The sequence below is a fragment of the Streptomyces sp. NPDC058051 genome (assembly GCF_042885475.1).
GTDB lineage: Bacteria > Actinomycetota > Actinomycetes > Streptomycetales > Streptomycetaceae > Streptomyces.
On sequence record NZ_JBHVRW010000002.1, the window covers coordinates 368,122 to 385,456 of the forward strand.

At 70.1% G+C, this 17,335-nt stretch carries 14 protein-coding genes; 4 read left to right on the plus strand and 10 right to left on the minus strand.

Translation table 11 applies throughout. From position 1 onward, the window contains the following. The first annotated feature begins 50 nt into the window (after positions 1 to 50). Complete coding sequence (locus tag ACFVUT_RS05185) at positions 51 to 1,757, plus strand: flavin monoamine oxidase family protein (protein WP_389647396.1); 1,707 nt, start codon at positions 51 to 53, stop codon at positions 1,755 to 1,757. Between the two features lie 21 nt (positions 1,758 to 1,778). On the opposite strand, the gene ACFVUT_RS05190 is transcribed toward ACFVUT_RS05185, so the two are convergent. The 10 genes from ACFVUT_RS05190 to ACFVUT_RS05235 all read right to left on the minus strand — a co-directional run bounded on the left by ACFVUT_RS05190 (position 1,779) and on the right by ACFVUT_RS05235 (position 13,546). Further along, complete coding sequence (locus tag ACFVUT_RS05190; RefSeq protein WP_389647399.1) at positions 1,779 to 2,627, minus strand: fumarylacetoacetate hydrolase family protein; 849 nt, start codon at positions 2,625 to 2,627, stop codon at positions 1,779 to 1,781. A gap of 66 nt (positions 2,628 to 2,693) precedes the next feature. Continuing rightward, the gene (locus ACFVUT_RS05195; RefSeq protein ID WP_389647402.1) at positions 2,694 to 3,716 is read right to left on the minus strand and encodes a hydroxyacid dehydrogenase; all 1,023 of its coding nucleotides are present in this window, start codon (positions 3,714 to 3,716) and stop codon (positions 2,694 to 2,696) included. Continuing rightward, positions 3,700 to 4,755, minus strand: a complete 1,056-nt coding sequence (locus ACFVUT_RS05200; RefSeq protein WP_389647405.1) for a dihydrodipicolinate synthase family protein — start codon at positions 4,753 to 4,755, stop codon at positions 3,700 to 3,702. Before ACFVUT_RS05200 ends, ACFVUT_RS05195 begins: the two co-directional genes overlap by 17 nt. Positions 4,756 to 4,763: 8 nt before the next feature. Further along, positions 4,764 to 5,792, minus strand: a complete 1,029-nt coding sequence (locus tag ACFVUT_RS05205) for an NAD-dependent epimerase/dehydratase family protein (RefSeq protein ID WP_389647408.1) — start codon at positions 5,790 to 5,792, stop codon at positions 4,764 to 4,766. A gap of 6 nt (positions 5,793 to 5,798) precedes the next feature. Further along, positions 5,799 to 6,746, minus strand: a complete 948-nt coding sequence (locus ACFVUT_RS05210; protein ID WP_389647411.1) for a carbohydrate ABC transporter permease — start codon at positions 6,744 to 6,746, stop codon at positions 5,799 to 5,801. 2 nt (positions 6,747 to 6,748) lie between these two features. After that, positions 6,749 to 7,654 (minus strand): carbohydrate ABC transporter permease, encoded by a 906-nt coding sequence (locus tag ACFVUT_RS05215; protein ID WP_389647414.1) that lies wholly within the window; start codon positions 7,652 to 7,654, stop codon positions 6,749 to 6,751. A gap of 86 nt (positions 7,655 to 7,740) precedes the next feature. Next, complete coding sequence (locus ACFVUT_RS05220) at positions 7,741 to 8,997, minus strand: ABC transporter substrate-binding protein (RefSeq protein WP_389647417.1); 1,257 nt, start codon at positions 8,995 to 8,997, stop codon at positions 7,741 to 7,743. A 47-nt stretch (positions 8,998 to 9,044) separates the two neighbouring features. Beyond that, positions 9,045 to 10,301 (minus strand): Gfo/Idh/MocA family protein, encoded by a 1,257-nt coding sequence (locus ACFVUT_RS05225; protein WP_389647420.1) that lies wholly within the window; start codon positions 10,299 to 10,301, stop codon positions 9,045 to 9,047. A 31-nt stretch (positions 10,302 to 10,332) separates the two neighbouring features. Beyond that, positions 10,333 to 12,480, minus strand: a complete 2,148-nt coding sequence (locus tag ACFVUT_RS05230) for a peptidase C14 (protein WP_389647422.1) — start codon at positions 12,478 to 12,480, stop codon at positions 10,333 to 10,335. A gap of 208 nt (positions 12,481 to 12,688) precedes the next feature. Next, a complete protein-coding gene (locus tag ACFVUT_RS05235) occupies positions 12,689 to 13,546 on the minus strand; it encodes an IclR family transcriptional regulator (RefSeq protein ID WP_389647425.1) in 858 nt (285 codons plus the stop codon). A 291-nt stretch (positions 13,547 to 13,837) separates the two neighbouring features. Between ACFVUT_RS05235 and ACFVUT_RS05240 the strand changes: the two genes are divergently transcribed. From ACFVUT_RS05240 to ACFVUT_RS05250, 3 genes are read left to right on the plus strand one after another with little or no spacing between them, the layout of a single operon-like run. Beyond that, positions 13,838 to 15,208: an aspartate aminotransferase family protein gene (locus ACFVUT_RS05240; protein ID WP_389647427.1), complete on the plus strand. Its 1,371-nt coding sequence runs from the start codon at positions 13,838 to 13,840 to the stop codon at positions 15,206 to 15,208. Then, positions 15,208 to 16,395 carry a mandelate racemase/muconate lactonizing enzyme family protein gene (locus tag ACFVUT_RS05245; protein ID WP_389647430.1) on the plus strand — a complete coding sequence of 396 codons (1,188 nt, stop codon included), beginning with the start codon at positions 15,208 to 15,210 and terminating at the stop codon, positions 16,393 to 16,395. Before ACFVUT_RS05240 ends, ACFVUT_RS05245 begins: the two co-directional genes overlap by 1 nt. Next, entirely contained in the window at positions 16,392 to 17,237 is an 846-nt protein-coding gene (locus ACFVUT_RS05250) for an amidohydrolase family protein (protein ID WP_389647433.1), read from the plus strand. The genes ACFVUT_RS05245 and ACFVUT_RS05250 overlap by 4 nt, the downstream gene beginning before the upstream one ends. Positions 17,238 to 17,335 lie beyond the last annotated feature (98 nt).

The following is a 17,335-nucleotide window of genomic DNA, read 5'->3' on the forward strand; positions in this document are numbered from 1 at the left end:
CCGCCCGCTCCACCCCTTTTCCGCTTTTCCGCGCAAGGAGTCCGTACCCCATGACGTCCACGGTGCCCAACGCCGTACAGCACACCGACGCCGCCGAGCCGATCACCATGTTCGGGCCGGACTTCCCGTACGCGTACGACGACTTCCTGGCGCACCCCGCGGGCCTCGGGCAGATACCCGCGACCGGGCACGGCACCGAGGTCGCCGTCATCGGCGGCGGGCTCTCCGGCATCGTCGCCGCGTACGAACTCATGAAGATGGGGTTCAAGCCCGTCGTCCATGAAGCGGACGAGATCGGCGGCCGGCTGCGTACCGTCGGATTCGACGGCTGCGACCCGCAGCTCACCGCGGAGATGGGCGCCATGCGCTTCCCGCCGTCCTCGACCGCGCTCCAGCACTACATCGATCTGGTCGGTCTGGAGACGAAGCCGTTCCCCAACCCCCTCTCGCCCGCCACCCCGTCGACCGTCGTCGACCTCAAGGGGGAGACGCACTACGCGCGCACCATCGCCGACCTGCCGCAGGTCTACCGCGAGGTGATGGACGCCTGGAACCGGTGCCTGGAGGACGGCGCGGACTTCTCCGACATGAACCGCGCGATGCGCGAACGCGACGTGCCGCGCATCCGGCAGATCTGGTCGGAGCTCGTCCGAAAGCTCGACAACCAGACCTTCTACGGCTTCCTCTGCGACTCCGACGCCTTCCGGTCGTTCCGGCACCGCGAGATCTTCGGCCAGGTCGGCTTCGGCACCGGCGGCTGGGACACCGACTTCCCCAACTCCATCCTGGAGATCCTGCGCGTCGTCTACACCGAGGCGGACGACCACCACCGGGGCATCGTCGGCGGCAGCCAGCAACTCCCGCTGCGGCTCTGGGACCACGAACCGCAGAAGACCGTCCACTGGCCGCTCGGCACGTCGCTGTCCTCGCTGCACGACGGCGCACCGCGCCCCGCCGTGACCCGGCTGCAGCGCACCGCCGGAAACCGCATCACCGTCACGGACGCCACCGGTGACATCCGCACCTACCCCGCCGCGATCTTCACCGGGCAGTCCTGGCTGCTGCTCTCGAAGATCGACTGCGACGACGCGCTCTTCCCCATCGACCACTGGACGGCGATGGAGCGCACCCATTACATGGAGTCGTCCAAGCTCTTCGTCCCCGTCGACCGGCCGTTCTGGCGGGACGGGGCCGTCGACGGCCAGGGGGTGCCGACCGGGCGGGACACCATGTCGATGACGCTCACCGACCGGATGACCCGCGGGACGTACCTCCTGGACGACGGCCCCGACCGACCCGCCGTCATCTGCCTCTCGTACACCTGGTGCGACGACAGCCTGAAGTGGCTGCCGCTCACACCGGACGAGCGCATGGAGGTCATGCTCAAGTCGCTCGGCGAGATCTACCCGGACGTCGACATCCGGAAGCACATCATCGGCGACCCGGTGACGGTCTCCTGGGAGAACGAGCCGTGGTTCATGGGCGCCTTCAAGGCCAATCTGCCCGGCCACTACCGCTACCAGCGACGGCTGTTCACCCATTTCATGCAGGACCGGCTGCCCGCCGACCGGCGGGGTCTGTTCCTCGCGGGCGACGACATCTCCTGGACGGCCGGATGGGCCGAGGGCGCCGTGCAGACCGCGCTCAATGCCGTGTGGGGCGTGATGACCCAGTTCGGCGGCGCGACCGATGCGACGAACCCCGGCCCCGGCGACGTCTTCGACGACATCGCCCCGGTCGAACTCCCGGAGGACTGAGAGCCTGTCGGGTGATCCGCGCTACGCGGGCCGGCAGACGCTGCGCTGCCCGCCCAGACCCGAGATCTCGACCTCCATCACGTCGTCCGGAGCCAGGTACGGGAAGCGGCCGGACAGCGCCACCCCCTGCGGCGTACCGGTGTTGACGATGTCGCCGGGCTCCAGCACCAGATACTGCGACAGGTCGTGCACCAGCTGCGCCACGCTGAAGATCATGTCCGCGGTGCCGGAGTCCTGCCGCGGCTCCCCGTTCACAAAGCTGCGCAGCCGCAGCCGCTGCGGGTCACCGACCTCGTCGGCCGTCACCAGCACCGGGCCCAGCGGGTTGAAGGTGGCGCAGCTCTTGCCCTTGGACCACTGGCCCCCCGACTGCTCCAGCTGGAAGGCGCGCTCGGAGACGTCGTTGCTGACGGCGTAGCCCGCGATGTGTGCGGCGGCGTCGGCGGGGGAGTCCAGGTAGGAGGCGCGGCGGCCGATGACGACGGCCAGCTCCACCTCCCAGTCGGTCTTCTTCGAGCCGCGCGGGATCAACACGTCGTCGTACGGTCCGACGATCGTGTTCGGCGACTTGTAGAAGAGGATCGGCTGCTCGGGCGGCTCGCTGCCCGACTCCGCCGCGTGGGCCGCGTAGTTCTGGCCGATGCAGAGAAGCGCGGAGGGACGGGCCACCGGGGCGCCGATCCGCTGCCCGGTGATGTCGATCTCCGGGAGCGCCGACTCGGCCGGAACCCGGCGCGGATCGTCGGCGAGCGCGGTGAGGAACGCGCCGTCGATGTCGTCGGTGATGCCGGACAGGTCGTAGTGACGGCCCTCGGGGCCGACGAGGACCGGGCGCTCGTGGCCCGGCTCGCCGATGCGCATCAGTCGCATGACGGTGAAATCTCCTGACAGGTAAAGGGGTTGGGGAAGGGGCGGCTCTGATCCGCCGGACAGCCCTTAATGCAGACGGGTGAGCGCGGCGGCGGTGACGGCGTTCACCGGAGGGCGCCCGGCGAGCAGCCGCAGCACCTCGTTGACGGCACTCCGGCCGAGCCGCTCCCGGCATTCGACACTGCCCGCGGCCTGGTGCGGGGTGAGCAGTACGTTCGGCAGGGACCGGAAGGGGTGGCCGACGGGCAGCGGCTCGGCGTCGAAGACGTCGATCGCCGCGTCCAGCCGGCCCGACGACAGCTCGGCGAGAAGCGCGTCCTCGTCGACCAGCCACGACCTGGCGGTGTTCACCAGACCCGCTCCGTCCGGCATGAGCGCCAACTGCCCGGCGCCGATCATCCGGTGCGTCTCCTCGGTGACGGGCGCGTGCACGGCCACGATCCTGCTCCGCGACAGCAGCGTCTCCAGAGGCACGGACCGGACGCCGAGCGCCTCGGCGTCCGCCTCGGACAGGTACGGGTCGGTGACGCTCACCCGCGCCCCCATCGCCCGTACCAGGGCGATGTAGGCACGCCCGGTGCGCGAGGCGCCGATCACGCCGATGTTGCTGCCGTGGATCTCGTGGCGCGGCGGGGCCTCGCTCGCCGCCGCCCAGTCCGCGCCGCCGCGCAGCGCGTGGTCGAAGCGGTGGATGCGGTGGAGCAGGCCGAGGGTGAACGCGAGGGCCACCTCGGCGACCGGGCGGGCCATCTCGTCCCCTGCCTGGGTGACCAGGATGCCCCGCCGGAACACCTCCTCGGTGACGTAGGGGGCGACCGCCGAACCGGTGTGCGCCACCAGCTCCAGCCGGTCGGCCGACGCGAGGAGTCCGGTGTCGACCCTGGGCGCCCGCCACGAGGTGATTAGGGCCCGGGCGCCGGGCAGCGCCGCGGCCACCGCCGCCCGGTCGGAGTGGTCGTCCAGGACCGTCAGCTCCGCCGCGCGCTCCAGCTCCTGCCAGACGTCGGCGGTGAAGAACTGGGCCCGCAGGCCCGGCGGTACGGCCACGACCACGCGGGAACGGTCGGCAGGATCAGGAGAGCCAGGCATCGAGATGCTCCGCAACGAAGGCGTCATCGGTCAGCCAAGGGTAGGCCGCGGCCACCCGGCTGATCTCCTCGGCCTGTCCGGGGGAGAGCGTCTCGGCCGGGTCCAGGCACCGGATGTTCGCCAGCAGGCCCTGACGGTGCAGCACTTCGTGCATCCCGGCGATGCAGCCGCGGAACGCGCCGCGTACGTCGAAGACCGCGCTGTTGGCATCGGTCAGCTCGGTGCGGCGGGCCAGGCAGCGGACCATCGCCTCGTGGTCCCCGCCTCGCGCCTTGCGGACGTCGTCGAGGAGCGTCACGGCCGAGCTGGTCCACACGGCCCACTGGCCGAGGAGACCGCCCGCGAACCAGCGTCGGGTGCCGGCCGCCGTCTCGTACGGGGTGAGCAGATCGCCGATGATGTCGTCGTCGTTGCCCGTGTACAGCGCCACCTCGTCGGCGCGGTCCGCGGCGGCCACGGCGCGCACGACATCGGCGGTGCGGTACCGGTCGAACGGGGCTATCTTCACCGCGACCGTGTTCGGCAGATCGGTGAACGCGGACCAGAAGCCCGGCGACAGGTAGCGCCCGCCGACGGCTTCCTGGAGGTAGAAGCCGATGACCGGCAGCACCTCGCCGACCGCGCGTGCCCGCTCCAGCAGACCCTTCTCGTCCGCACCGGGCACGGCCGGGCTGAGCAGCACCGCGTCATAGCCCAGCTCGGCGGCGGTCTCGGCCTCGGCGACGGCCTGCGCCACGTATCCGCAGGCACCCGCGACCTTGATGAACGGCCTGCCGGCCTCGGCGTCGATCGTCTCGGCGGCGAGCTCCAGGACCGGCCGGAACAGGCCGACCTCCGGCTCGCGGATCTCGAACTGGGTGGTGTGCACGGCGACGGCGACGCCGCCCGCGCCGGAGGCGAGGTAGTAGCGGGTCAGCGCACGCTGGCGGCGCTCGTCGAAGGAGCCGTCGGCGTGCAGGGCGAGGGGATGGGCGGGGATCACGGCGCCGCGGGCGAGCGCGTCCAGGGCGGGGGCGGACCGGAGGGAGGGAGTGGACATGGAGTGGATCAGAACCTTCCGTCACGGACCTGGAACTTGGTGGGCTTGCCGGACAGCGGCAGTCCGCGGCGCAGCCAGTCGGCCTGCCACTCGACGAGGGTGCGCAGGGCGACGTCCGGGTAGCCGAAGAGGGCGTGGCAGCGGCTCGCGTCGGAGAGCAGGGCGGTCGGCGCCTCCTCACCGGCGAAGACCGGCTCCCGGTCGAACTCCGTACCGAACCACTGCGCGATGCGGCGCACCGAAGCGGTCTCCGGGCCGGTGAGATTGAGAGTGAACGCCTCGCCGTCGGTGGCGTGCAGCAGGGAACGCAGCGCGACCTCGTTGGCGTACCCCTGCCACACCACATTGGCGTGACCGGTCGTCACGTCGACGGGCTCGCCGGCCTGGACGCGGTACGCGACATCGGCGAGGACGCCGTAGCGCAGGTCGACCGCGTAGTTGAGGCGGATGTTGGCGACCTTGGTGCCCCGGGTCAGCGCGGCGTGGCCGAAGATCCGCTCACGGCCCAGGCACGACATGGCGTACTCGCCGACCGGGCCGACCGGGTCGGACTCGGTGCAGCCGCCGGAGGAGACCGGGACCAGCGGATACACGTTGCCGGTGGAGAAGGCGGCGATCCTCGCGCCGGACCAGCGGCGCGCCACCCGGTCCGGCATGGCGGCGTTGACGGCCCACGCGTGTGACGGTGCCCCGGCGGAGCCGAACTTGGCGCCGACCATGAAGACGACGTTCCCGGCGTCCGGCAGTTCGGCCAGATCGGCGGCCGGGTCCATCAGGTCGAAGGCGACGGTGGACACCCCGGCCGCCTCCAGCTCGTCGGCGGCGGACCTGTCGGACCAGCGGGAGACCGCGTACACGGTCACATCCGTACGGCCCGCGGAGTCCAGCGCCCGACGGGCCAGCCGGCACAGGCTGGGGCCCATCTTGCCGCCGGCGCCGAGCACCAGCAGATCGCCTTCGAGGCGGCCGAGGTCGGCGACGAGCGCGGGGGAGGGGGTGGCGAGCCGCTCTTCCAGAGCGGCCTCATCGGTGAACATGTGTGGCTATCCCTTGATTCCGGACGCGGTGACGCCCTCGGTGAAGTAGCGCTGGCCCACCATGTACGCGGCGAAGATGGGGACGAACGCGATGACGGAGCCGGAGAGCACCACATTGAGCGGCACGTTCTGCTGCTGGAGCGAGGCGATGCCGACGGTGAGGGTGCGCATGTCGGTGGACTGGCCGATGACCAGGGGCCACAGGAAGTCGTTCCAGTGCCACAGGAAGACGAAGACGCCGAGCGTCGCGAGGATCGGCTTCAGCAGCGGCAGCACGATCCGGTAGAAGATCTGCCACTCGTTGCAGCCGTCGAGCCGGGCCGCCTCGAAGAGTTCGTCGGGCAGGCCCTGGATGAACTGCCGCATCAGGAACACCGCCTGGGCGTTGGCCAGGGTCGGCACGATGAGACCCCAGTACGTGTCCACACCGCCCAGCTTCGCGATCATCGCGAAGGTCGGGATCATCGTGACGTGGTACGGGACCATCACCATCGACAGGAACGACCAGAACATCGGCTCCCGGCCCGGGAAGCGCTTCTTGGCGAAGGCGTACCCGGCGAGCGAGGCGAGCAGCAGCACGCCGACGACCGAGACGACCGAGTAGACCAGGGTGTTGACCAGCCAGCGCGGCACGTCCTGGGCGTTCATGACGGTGTCGTACGCCTCGCCGGTCAGCGGCCACGGCAGCAGACTGCCGGGGAAATCGACCGCCGCGGACGGCTTCAGCGACAGCACGACCATCGCGTAGAACGGGAAGATCGTCGCGATCGCGGCCACCGTCAGCAGCACGGCGCGGCCGATCCGGCCGGCCCGGGTGGGCCGCATGCCGTACGGGACGGTGTCCTGCTCCGAGAGCTTGCGCAGCCTGCGTTCGGCGCGGCGGGCGGCCCGGTCCGGGGTCGCGGGCGCCTCGTCCACGGGAGGCGCCTCGGTCTTGACGGGTGCTGAGGTCATGGTCACTGGTCCTTCCCGATCACGAGCCGCTGGAGCACCGCGACCACCACGGTCAGCGCGAACAGCGCGACGCCGATGGCTGAGGCGTAGCCCAGGTCGAAGTACTTGAAGCCCGCGTCGTAGAGCTGGAAGACGAGCGTGTAACTGGCGTTCGCGGGACCGCCCCCGGTCATCGTGTAGACGGCGTCGAAGACCTGGAACGAGGCCGTCGTCTCGATCACGGCGAGGAAGAAGAGGGCGGGCTTGAGCTGCGGCAGCACGATGTACCGGAACCGCTGCCAGGGGCCCGCGCCGTCGGTCAGCGCCGCCTCCTCCAGCTCCCGCGGGATGTCCTGCATCCGGGCCAGCAGGATGAGCATCCCGTACCCGAAGCGGGACCAGACACCGACGATCGCGAGCGCGGGCAGCACCAGCACGTCGTCGGAGAGCCAGGACCCCTCGGACATCCCGAACCAGCCCATCAGCGTGGACCACGGGCCGCCGGTCGAGAAGATCCAGACGAAGACGGTGGCGGCCAGCACCAGCGAGGTGACGACCGGCAGGAAGAACACCGAACGGAAGATCTTGGCGCCGCGGAAGGCGCGGCGGGTGATCAGCGCCAGGGACACCGACGCGATGAGGGTGCCCGGCACGGCGAGCACGGTGTAGAGGACCGTGACCTTCAGCGCCTGCCAGAACAGCGGGTCGTTCCACAGGCGGGTGAAGTTGTCCAGCCCGACGAAGCTGCCGCCACCGGTCAGGGAGTAGTCGGTGAAGCTCATGAGCACACCGGCGACGCCCGGACCGAAGCGGAAGGCGAGGAAGAGCAGGAAGCACGGGAGGACGAAGAGCAGGCCGATCCGGGCCTCGCGGCGCGCCTGCGGCCCGCTGCGACGGCCCCGGCGGGTGGGTTCCGCGACGACTGCCACGGGGATCTCCTTGCGGTACGGGGGAATTGCGGGAGGGGGAGCGGGGCCGGGGTCCGGGTGCGGCCGGACCCCGGCCCCGCGGTCGATCAGCGGCCGAGCATCGCCTGCGCGGCCTTCTGCGCGGCGTCAAGCGCCTCCTGCGGGCTCTTCTTGCCCAGCAGCGCCGCCTGGATCTCCGGCGCGAGCACGCCCTGGACCTCACGGGCCTTGTCGTGGAGCGGGCCCACGGTCATGCTCGACAGGGTGGCGCCGACGGCCGTCTGGAGCGCGTCGTCCGGGTACAGGTCGCCGCCGGACGTGCGGGCCGGGAAGTAGCCGGCGGCCTTCTGCAGACCGGCCGCGTTCTTCGACTCGGCGACGAAGTTCAACCAGTCGCCGGTGTTCTTCTTGTCGGCGCCCTTCAGCATCGACAGCGCGCCCACGGTGCCGTAGCCGATCGACTCGGCGTCCTTCAGCGGCGGCTGGACGACGATGTTCTCCTTGCCCCAGAACGGCTCCACGTCCGCCGGGGTGTTCTGCCAGGTGCAGGCCACCTTGCCCTTGGCGATCGGGGTCTGCTCCAGCTTGGGCGTGGTCGTGACCAGGTCCTTGTCGGTGTAGCCGCCCTCGACGAGCTTCTTCAGGTACGTGAGCGCCTTGACGCCGGCCGCGTCGTTGAAGGTGACGTTCTTGCCGTCCTCGGAGAAGACGTCGCCGCCGGCCTGCCACAGCAGCGGGTAGAAGGTCATGTTCAGCGTCTGCTGGGTGTCACCGCTGTAGCTGGTGGCGTAGTAGCCCTTCTCCTTGAGCTTCGGGGCCAGCGCCTCCAGGTCCGCCCAGCTCGTCGGGTAGTTCTTCTCGCCGATCGCGGCGAACACCCGCTTGTCGCAGATCAGCGGGTTGGCGCTGGTCAGGATCGGGGTGGCGAGCGCCTTGCCGTCGACCGTGACGGACTTCAGCGCGAAGTCCGTGTAGTCCGACTTGGCGTCGGCCGGCATGTACTCGTCTGCCGGGACGATGCTCTTGGCGTACTTCGGCAGCTGGTCCGGGATCAGGTAGACCGCGTCGGGGCCCTTGCCGGAGGCGATCGCGGTGGCCAGCGCGGTGTCGCGGTTGGCCCACGGGAAGGTCTCCACCTTCACCTTGACGCCGGAGTGCTCCTTCTCGAACGCCTTGATCAGACCGTCCCAGTAGGCCTTGTTCTTGGCCTCGTCGAAGATGACCGGGTAGGTCCACATGGTGACGGTGTTGCCGTCGCTGTCGCTGCTGGAGCAGCCGGCCAGCACACCGGCGGCCAGCGCGGTGGCCAGGACGGGGGCGGCGAGGGCACGGACTCTGGAACGCCGGGTGAGAAGACGGGACATGAGGTGGTCCTCCGAGGACGTGAGGGTCGGGCGGGGGTGAGGGGGTGTCACTGGACCGGCACCGACTGGACGGTGCCGGTGTGCCGGGCACGTTCTGCGGCGAACGCCGCGAGATGGCTGCCGAGCGAGGTGGCGGGACCGGAGCGGACGGCCCCGGCGTCACCGGTGGCGACGGCGGTGACGAACGCCTCGACGAGCGCGGCGTCCCCGCCGCCGTGCCCGTCGGCCGCGTTCGAACCGGACGCGCCGAGTTCATGGACGGTGGACTCCCCGGTCCGGAAGTCCTGCACGGTGACCCGCTCACCGTCACCGATCAGCCAGCCGTGCGAGCCGAAGATCCGGGTCTGCCGATGCGTCTGCTCGGTGAACGCCACCATCTGGAAGGTCGCGGTCACCCCGTCCGTCAGCTGCATCGCCAGCACCTGGTGGTCGACCACGTCGTTGTCGCTGCGGTACGCGCAGACGCCGTACGGCCCCTCGCGCAGAGCCCGCACGAGACCCGCCTCGTCGGTGGCCTCGGTGACGTGGGTGACCGGCCAGACCGCGCCCTTGTCGCGCAGCGTCGGCATGTACAGCTTCAACGCGCTGTACGGGCAGCCGGACTCGACCGCACAGTCGAGACAACGGTCGGCGGACCCGGCCGGAGCGTTCTCGGGCCGGAAGTGCTTCAGTCCGCCGAAGCTCGTGACCTGTTCGATCCGGCCGCCCATGACATACGTGATCCAGTCCAGGTCGTGGCAGGACTTGGCGAGCAGCATCGGGGAGGAGCCCTTCTCGCTGCGCCAGGGCCCGCGCACATAACTGTGCGCGTAGTGCCACCACCCGACCGGCTCCAGATGGTCGAGGGAGACCAGCTGCCCGAGCACGCCGGAGTCCACGACCTCCTTCACCAGGTCGGTGTAGGGGGTGTACCGCATGACATGGCACACCGCGAACAGGACCCCGGCCCGCTCCACACCCTCGACGATCCGCCGGGTCTCGTCCTCGGTCGGGGCGAGGGGCTTCTCGGCGAGGATCGCGTATCCGGCCTCGGCCAGGGCCAGGACCGGCTCCACATGGAAACGGTCCTGGGTGGCGACGATGACGGCGTCGGCGATGCGGTGGTCGACGAGCGGCCGCCAGTCGTCGAACTCGACGGGTGCGCCGGCGGCGGCCCGCGCCGCGGGGCGCGGATCGGCGACGGCGACGAGCTCGGCGCGCTCGGGGTGCGCCTTGATCCACTCGACGTACGTCAGACCGCGGTTGCCGGCGCCGACGAGCGCGACCCGTACGGGCCGGCCGGTGATCGGGGTATGCGTGGACACGGGAATCCCTGGTGCTCGATGGGCGGAGTGGTCAGAAGCGCAGCGTGGCCACGGTGTGGGCGACGCGCTCGCCCTCGTCCGGCAGCGCGGTGCGCACGGTGCCGTCCTCGACGCAGCCGGTGTGCAGTAGATGGCTGGAGCCGCCGAACGCCGCGGGCCGCAGTTCGAGACGGCCACCGGTGAAGGTGGAGCCGGTGGCCCGGTAGCGGTTGGTGCCCTCGGTGACCAGCACATGGGCGGTGCCCTCGGGTGCGGTCGAGTCGAGGCCGCTGAGCTGCCAGTCGACGGTGCGTCCGGAGCCGGTACGGGCCAGCAGGGCGCCGTCCTTGTTGGTGCCGGTCAGTCGCGTGCCGTCGACGCGCAGCCGCTGGTCCTTCGACGAGGTCAGCTTCAGGCCGCTGTTGCGGAGTTCGCCGCCGAGGACGGTGACGTCGGTGTGCGCGAGCGAGACGGGGGCGGTGTTCTCGGAACCCGTCAGGACGCAACTGTCCAGGACCAGCGGACCGGTGCCGTTGAAGACGGCTCCGTCGACGCCCTTCAGCGTGTTGCGCTGCAGGGTGAGCGGGGCGGTGACATTGGCCTGGGTGATCTCCGCGCCCGCCTCGAAGGCGAACGAGGAGTCGGCGATCACATTGGGGCGGGCGGACAGGTCGGAGGCCCGGGAGACGATCAGCGGACCGGTGGCCGTGCAGCCGCGCATCTGCACCCCGTCGGCGTTGACCCAGAGCATTCCGGAACCGGCCAGCGACTTCTTGCCGATGACCAGGACGTCCTCCAGCGTCAGATCGGTGATCTTGACGCGGGCCACGAACCAGGAACAGGCGTGCCTGCGCACCGTGATCCGCTTGGCCCTGCCGCCCCACGCCGCACCGGAGTTGGCGAAGGTCATCAGCCCGGAGTTGCCGGTGTAGACGAGATCGTGCTCGAACTGCCCGTGCGTCACGAACGGGCCCTCGTCGTCACCGTCGCCGTGGCAGTTGGTGACGTAGCAGTAGGCGGAAGCCGTGAAGTCGTTGAGGTGACGGGCGTTGGAGGTGTGACAGTCCTCGACGTGCCCGTAGAGACAGTAGATCTGCTGGGTGAGATAGCCCGCGCCGCCGTACGTGACGGACTTGGGGTTGGTCAGCGAGCACTGCTCGGTGCGGTAGTACGTGCACCAGCGGCGCATGATGACCGGCCAGAAGGTGCCTATGGCCTCGATGCCGGAGACGTCGCAGCGCACCGCGTACTCGTACGACACCGGGTGCGAGCCGGTCATCTCGTCCTCGCCCCAGCCCTCGAAGACGAGGTTGCGGACATGGGCGCGCTCGACGGGCTCGATGCGGGTCCAGGTGAGGGTGCGGCCGGCGGCCAGGTCCCAGCCGATCTGGTAGTTGACCCGGATGTGCGTCCCGTCGACGACATCGGTGACCTGGACGAGACGCTGGATCTCCTTCTCGTACTGCCCCGACAGGGCGTTGATCTCCACGGCCCACCACTGGCCGACGGAGAACGTCGACGCGTCGCCGACCTCGAAGAGATCGGAGAGGTCCGGCATCGCCGTGCTCAGCGTGTGTGTGACGGTGGTGTCGGTGACGGTGCCGCGGAAGGAGAGGACGGCGCCGAAGGGGTTGTCGTGGGTGTTCTTCTCGATGCCTTCGGTGAGCATGCGGTGGCCGCCGAAGTCGAGTTCGATGTCGGAGCGGTTCCAGAGGTGGCGCTTGGTGAGGAGGAGGTCGGTGTGGGCCTCGATGCGGTGGATGCTGTGGTCGGCGATCATCGCGTCGAGGGCGGCGTCGGCCGGTTCCTCGGCGTCGAAGTGGCCGAAGGTGCGGAAGTCGAGGGTGCCGGTGTGGAGCTGGTGCCAGCGTCCGGTGCTCGTGCCGGTGGGGGCGATGACGGTGCCGCCGTTGTGTGCGGCGTCGGACTTCTTGTTCCAGCGCACGGCCATCGCGCCGCCGTCGCCGGGGGCGTGGTAGCCGGCGATCAGGATCTGGGTGCCGTCGTCGAACGGATTGGTGTTCAGCGCGCGCAGGGCGGCGACGGTGTCGACCCGCAGCACGTCGCCGGTGTGCGAGGGTGCGGCCTGCGCCGGGCCTGCGGCCACGGCCGAACCGGCCACGACCAGACCGGCCAGCCCCGAAGCCCGCAGCAGGCTACGACGGGACGAAGCGTTGGTGTGTTGGTGCGGAACGCTCATGCGGACTTCGCCTTCCGAGAAGTGCCGAGAATGAGGAAGCGTTCCTGCGGTGGACTGCCACGAGGCGGATGGCTGAAAAGGGTCCGGCCGTCAGATGTTCACGGCGCGGTGGGCAGGCGCCGGAAGCGGACCGGAAGGGGTAAATCGCCGGTGGCGTGTGAGTGTCACCGGGGTTGGCAGGGAACATACGGCGGGTTGCGCCGATTGGTCAAGACTTGAATTCGCCGGAATGCGACGGGTCGGCCTCGGTCGTGTCGTCCTCCGTCTCGTCGACCCAGCCCAGCAGGACGCTGATCCGCCGGGCCGCGTCCCGGACCTGGCCGCCCAGTTCCTGGTAGCGCCAGGCCGGCAGGCCGAGCTTGAGTCCGGTGATGGAGACGGCCCCGGCACACACCGAACGGTCGTCGAAGACCGGCGCGCCGATGCAGATGATGCCCTCGGCGTCCTCCTCGTCGTCCAGTGCGTAGCCGACCCTGGCGATGTCGCGCAGATGCGACAGGAAGGTCGCCGGGTCCGTGATCGTGCGGGACGTACGCCGGGGGAGTCCGAACCGCTCGACGACCGCGGCGGCCTCGCTCTGCGGCACGGCGGAGAGCAGCGCCTTGCCCAGTCCCGTGCAGTGCGGCAGCTCGCGCTGGCCCATCCGCAGGTCGAGCCGGACGCGCTGGTCGAGCTCGACCTGGTCCACCACGACCGCGTGGCCGTCCTCGGGAACGGCCAGCCTGGAGGCCATGCCGGTGGTCCGGGTGAGTTCGCGCAGGACGGGGCGGGCGACCTCCCGCAGGGACACCTGGGAACGGGCCCGGTCGCCGAGCCGGGCCAGGCTCATGCCGAGCCGGTAGCGGCGGTTCATGCCCTCGCCGTCGTCGGAGACGAGGCCGTAGGCGCGCAGGGTCTGGAGCATGCCGAAGGCGGCGCTCTTGGAGATGGAACAGGCCTGGCCGACCTCCGTGACGCTGAGGCCGTTCCCCTGCGAGGGGGTGGCGAGCGCCTCAAGGATGTCCGCTGCCCTGGCCACGCTCTTGACCCAGTACTTCGGTTCTTCTGGGGCAGCACTGTTCGTCATAGCAGAACAGTTTAGTGCCTCCGGGACGGATGGATTGCGTTTTCTCTGTGAACAAGGCTGCGGAATCGGGCCATTCGGTGTCCGGAAAGGGGTTGACCGGCCCTGATGTCGCACGTAGTATCCGAGCACTGTTCTGCTCTACAGAACAGTGTTCGGAAAAAGCGAGACGCATCACCCACGCACCACGGATCACCTCTTCCTGCGGCGACTGCCGGGCGGATGGCGCCAGGGACTCACAGGCCGGGCAGGGCCTGTGAAAACCGACGACTCTCGACGCAAGGAGCAAGCACCATGAGTTCAGGCCCGGTAGGCAAGGAATCCGGAGCCCGACTCGCCGAGCGCGCCCGCCAGGTCGTACCCGGCGGCGTGAACAGCGGTCAGCGCAGCGTTCCCGGACTGACCGACCTGGTCGTCACCGGGACCGACGGCGCACGGTTCCGTACCGCCGACGGACGCGAGTACATCGACTTCCACTCGGCGTTCGGCCCCCCGCTGCTCGGTCACAACGACCCGGACGTGGCCCGCGCCACCGCCGAGGCCGGCGCCACTCTCGGCCACATGGGAGTCGGCGTCACCGAGGGCGAGGTCCTCCTCGCCGAACAGCTCACCGAGCTGATCCCGTCGATCGAGAAGGTGCTGCTCACCAGCACCGGCAGCGAGGCCACGTTCCACGCGCTGCGCGTCTCCCGCGCCGCCACCGGCCGCCGCCTGGTCGTCAAGTTCCAAGGCTGCTACCACGGCTGGCACGACGCGGTCAGCCTCAACGTCATCTCCGCCCCCGAGAAGGTCGGCGGCCACGACCCGATCTCGACCGGCATCCTGCCCGAGGTCCTCGAAGCCACCCTCGTCCTGCCGTTCAACGACAGCGAGGCCGTCCGCCGCACCTTCGCCGAGCACGGCTCCGACATCGCCGCCGTCATCGTCGAACCCGTCCCGCACAACGTCGGCGCGCTCCTGCCGTACCAGGAGTTCCTCACCACGCTGCGTGAGGAGACCACCAGGGCCGGCAGCGTCCTGATCTTCGACGAGGTCATCACCGGCTTCCGCCACGACATCGGCGGCTGGCAGAAGATCTCCGGCGTCACCCCCGACCTCACCACCCTCGGCAAGGCCATCGCCAACGGCGCCCCCGTCGGCGCCATCGGCGGCCGTGCCGACCTGATGGACCTCTTCTCCACCCGTCCCGGCGCCCCCGCCTTCTTCGCCGGCACGTACAACGGACACCCCTCCGTCGTCGCCGCCGCCCTCGCCACCCTGCGCAAGCTGCGCGAGGAGCCGGTCCACGAGCACGTCTTCCGGCTCGGCGACCGCGTCCGCAACGAACTGACCGGACTGTACGAGCGCCTCGGCGTCCCCGCCGTCGTCACCGGCTACGGCTCCGTCTTCGTCAGCTACTTCATGCCGGGCGAGACCCCCCGCACCTACGCCGACCTGCTGCACAACGACGCCTCGCTGTTCGTCGGCTACCGCCGCAGGCTCCTCGACCACGGCCTGTTCGAGCTGCCGCTCAACCTCAAGCGCAGCCACATCAGCTACGCCCACACCGACGCCGACGTGGACCGCCTCATCGAGGGCACCGAGGCCGCGGTCAAGGCCGTCCTCGCCGACGGCGGCGCCCGCGACCTGGAGAACACGTCCACCATGGGAGGAGCGACCCGCTGATGCTCACCGTCAACCGCACCCGCCCCGCCGGCCCCGCCGGACGGATCACCCGCGTCGAGACCCTGATGCTCGGCACCTCCTGGCGCGACTTCGGCTACGTCCGGGTCCACACCGACGAGGGCCTGTCCGGCATCGGGGAGATCACCCACCCCTACCGGGTCCGCGAGGTCTGCGCACTCACCGAGTCCCTCGCCCGGCGCCACCTCATCGGCGCCGACCCCTTCGACATCGAGGAAGTCTGGCTCCGCGTCTACCAGGGCGACTTCCTGCGCGGCGGCGACATGGGCGGCGTCGCCCTGTCCGGCCTCGACCAGGCGATGTACGACCTGATGGGCAAGGCGCTCGGCGTGCCCGCGTACCGGCTGACCGGCGGCGCCTGCCGGGACGAGGTACGCGTGTACGCCAACGGCTGGTACACCGGCGAGCGCGACCCCGAGGTCTTCGCGGCCAAGGCCAAGGAGACCGTTGCGAAGGGCTTCACCGCTCTCAAGTTCGACCCGTTCGGCCCCGGTCTGCACGAGCTGGAGCGCGCCGAACTGCGCCGCTCCGTCGACCTCGTGGCCGCCGTCCGCGAAGCCATCGGCCCGGACGTCGACCTGTTCATCGAGGGCCACGCCCGGTTCGCCATGCCGACCGCCGCCCGGCTCGTCCGGGAACTGGAGCCCTTCGACATCGGCTGGTTCGAGGAGCCGATGCCCTGGACGCACATCGAGCGCTACGCGGAGCTGCGGCAGCGCGCCGCGTTCCCGATCTCCGGCGGCGAGCACTTCCACAACCGCTACGAGTACAAGCAGCTCTTCGCCACGAACGCGGTCGACATCATCCAGCCCGACCTCTCGATGGCCGGCGGCTTCACCGAGGTCAGGAAGCTCGCCGCGATCGCCGATACCCATGGCATGCTCGTGGCCCCGCACAACTCCAACTCGCCGCTCTGCACCACCGTCTCGGTGCACGCGACGCTCGGAATCCCCAACTTCAAGATCCTCGAAACCTTCGACGGACTCCTTGAGGACTACGTCTTCGACGCACTCAAGGGCACCCTCCCGATCGTCGACGGCCACATCGGACTGCCGACCGCGCCGGGACTCGGCGTCGAGCTGGTCGACGAGGTCTTCGAGGAACACCCGCCCAGCCACCGCTTCTGGAACATGTTCGCGGACGGCTGGGAGAAGCGGAACCGGACATGATCGTCGACGTCCACTCCCACCTCTTCCGGCACAGCCACGACTTCACCGACCCGTTCAGGTCCGACTCCGCCCGCGCCCACGCCGGCGAGGTCGACCTCACGGTGAAGTGGGAGGAGTACGCGGCGACGGCGCCCGAAGGCACCCGCACGATCGTCGTCGGCGGCAAGGCGCGGCGCAGCGGGCTCTGGGTCGACGACGCCGCCGTCGCCTCGTACGTCGGACAGCACCCCGACCGGCTGATCGGCTATCTCGCCCTCGACCCCACCCAGCCCGGCTGGCAGGACGAACTCCGCTACGGCCACCAGGAACTGGGCCTGCGCGGCATCAAACTGATGCCGATGTACGCGGGCTTCGACCCGGCCGCCGAGGAGTACGACGAGCTGTACGGCTACGCCGAACGGCACGGGCTTCCGCTCCTCGTCCACACCGGCACCACGTTCGTCTCGAACGCCCCGCTGGAATGGGCGATGCCCCGCCACCTGGACGCCGTCGCCATCCGCCACCCCGAACTGCGAATGGTGCTCGCCCACCTCGGCCACCCCTTCGAGGGCGAGTGCATCGCGGTCATCCGCAAGCACCCGCACGTGTACGCGGACATCAGCGCCCTGCACTACCGGCCCTTCCAGCTCTGGCACAGCCTGCGGCTGGTCCAGGACTACGGGGTGTTCGACAAGCTGATGTTCGGCAGCGACTACCCGTTCACCACGGTCGACGACTCGGTGAAGGGGCTCCGGGAGATCGCCCGCATCCCCGGCATCCCCGGACTGCCGCCGCTGGACGTGGACGCGGTGGAGAGGATCATCCACCGGCCCTCGCTGGACCTGCTGGGCCTGAACGGCTGACCGGCCGTTCCCCACGGATCTGCCGGTACGGCGGACGGGCCACCCCCGTGCTCGAACCCCGTACCGGCAGTGGGGCCGCCGCGCTCCCCCCTGTGTCC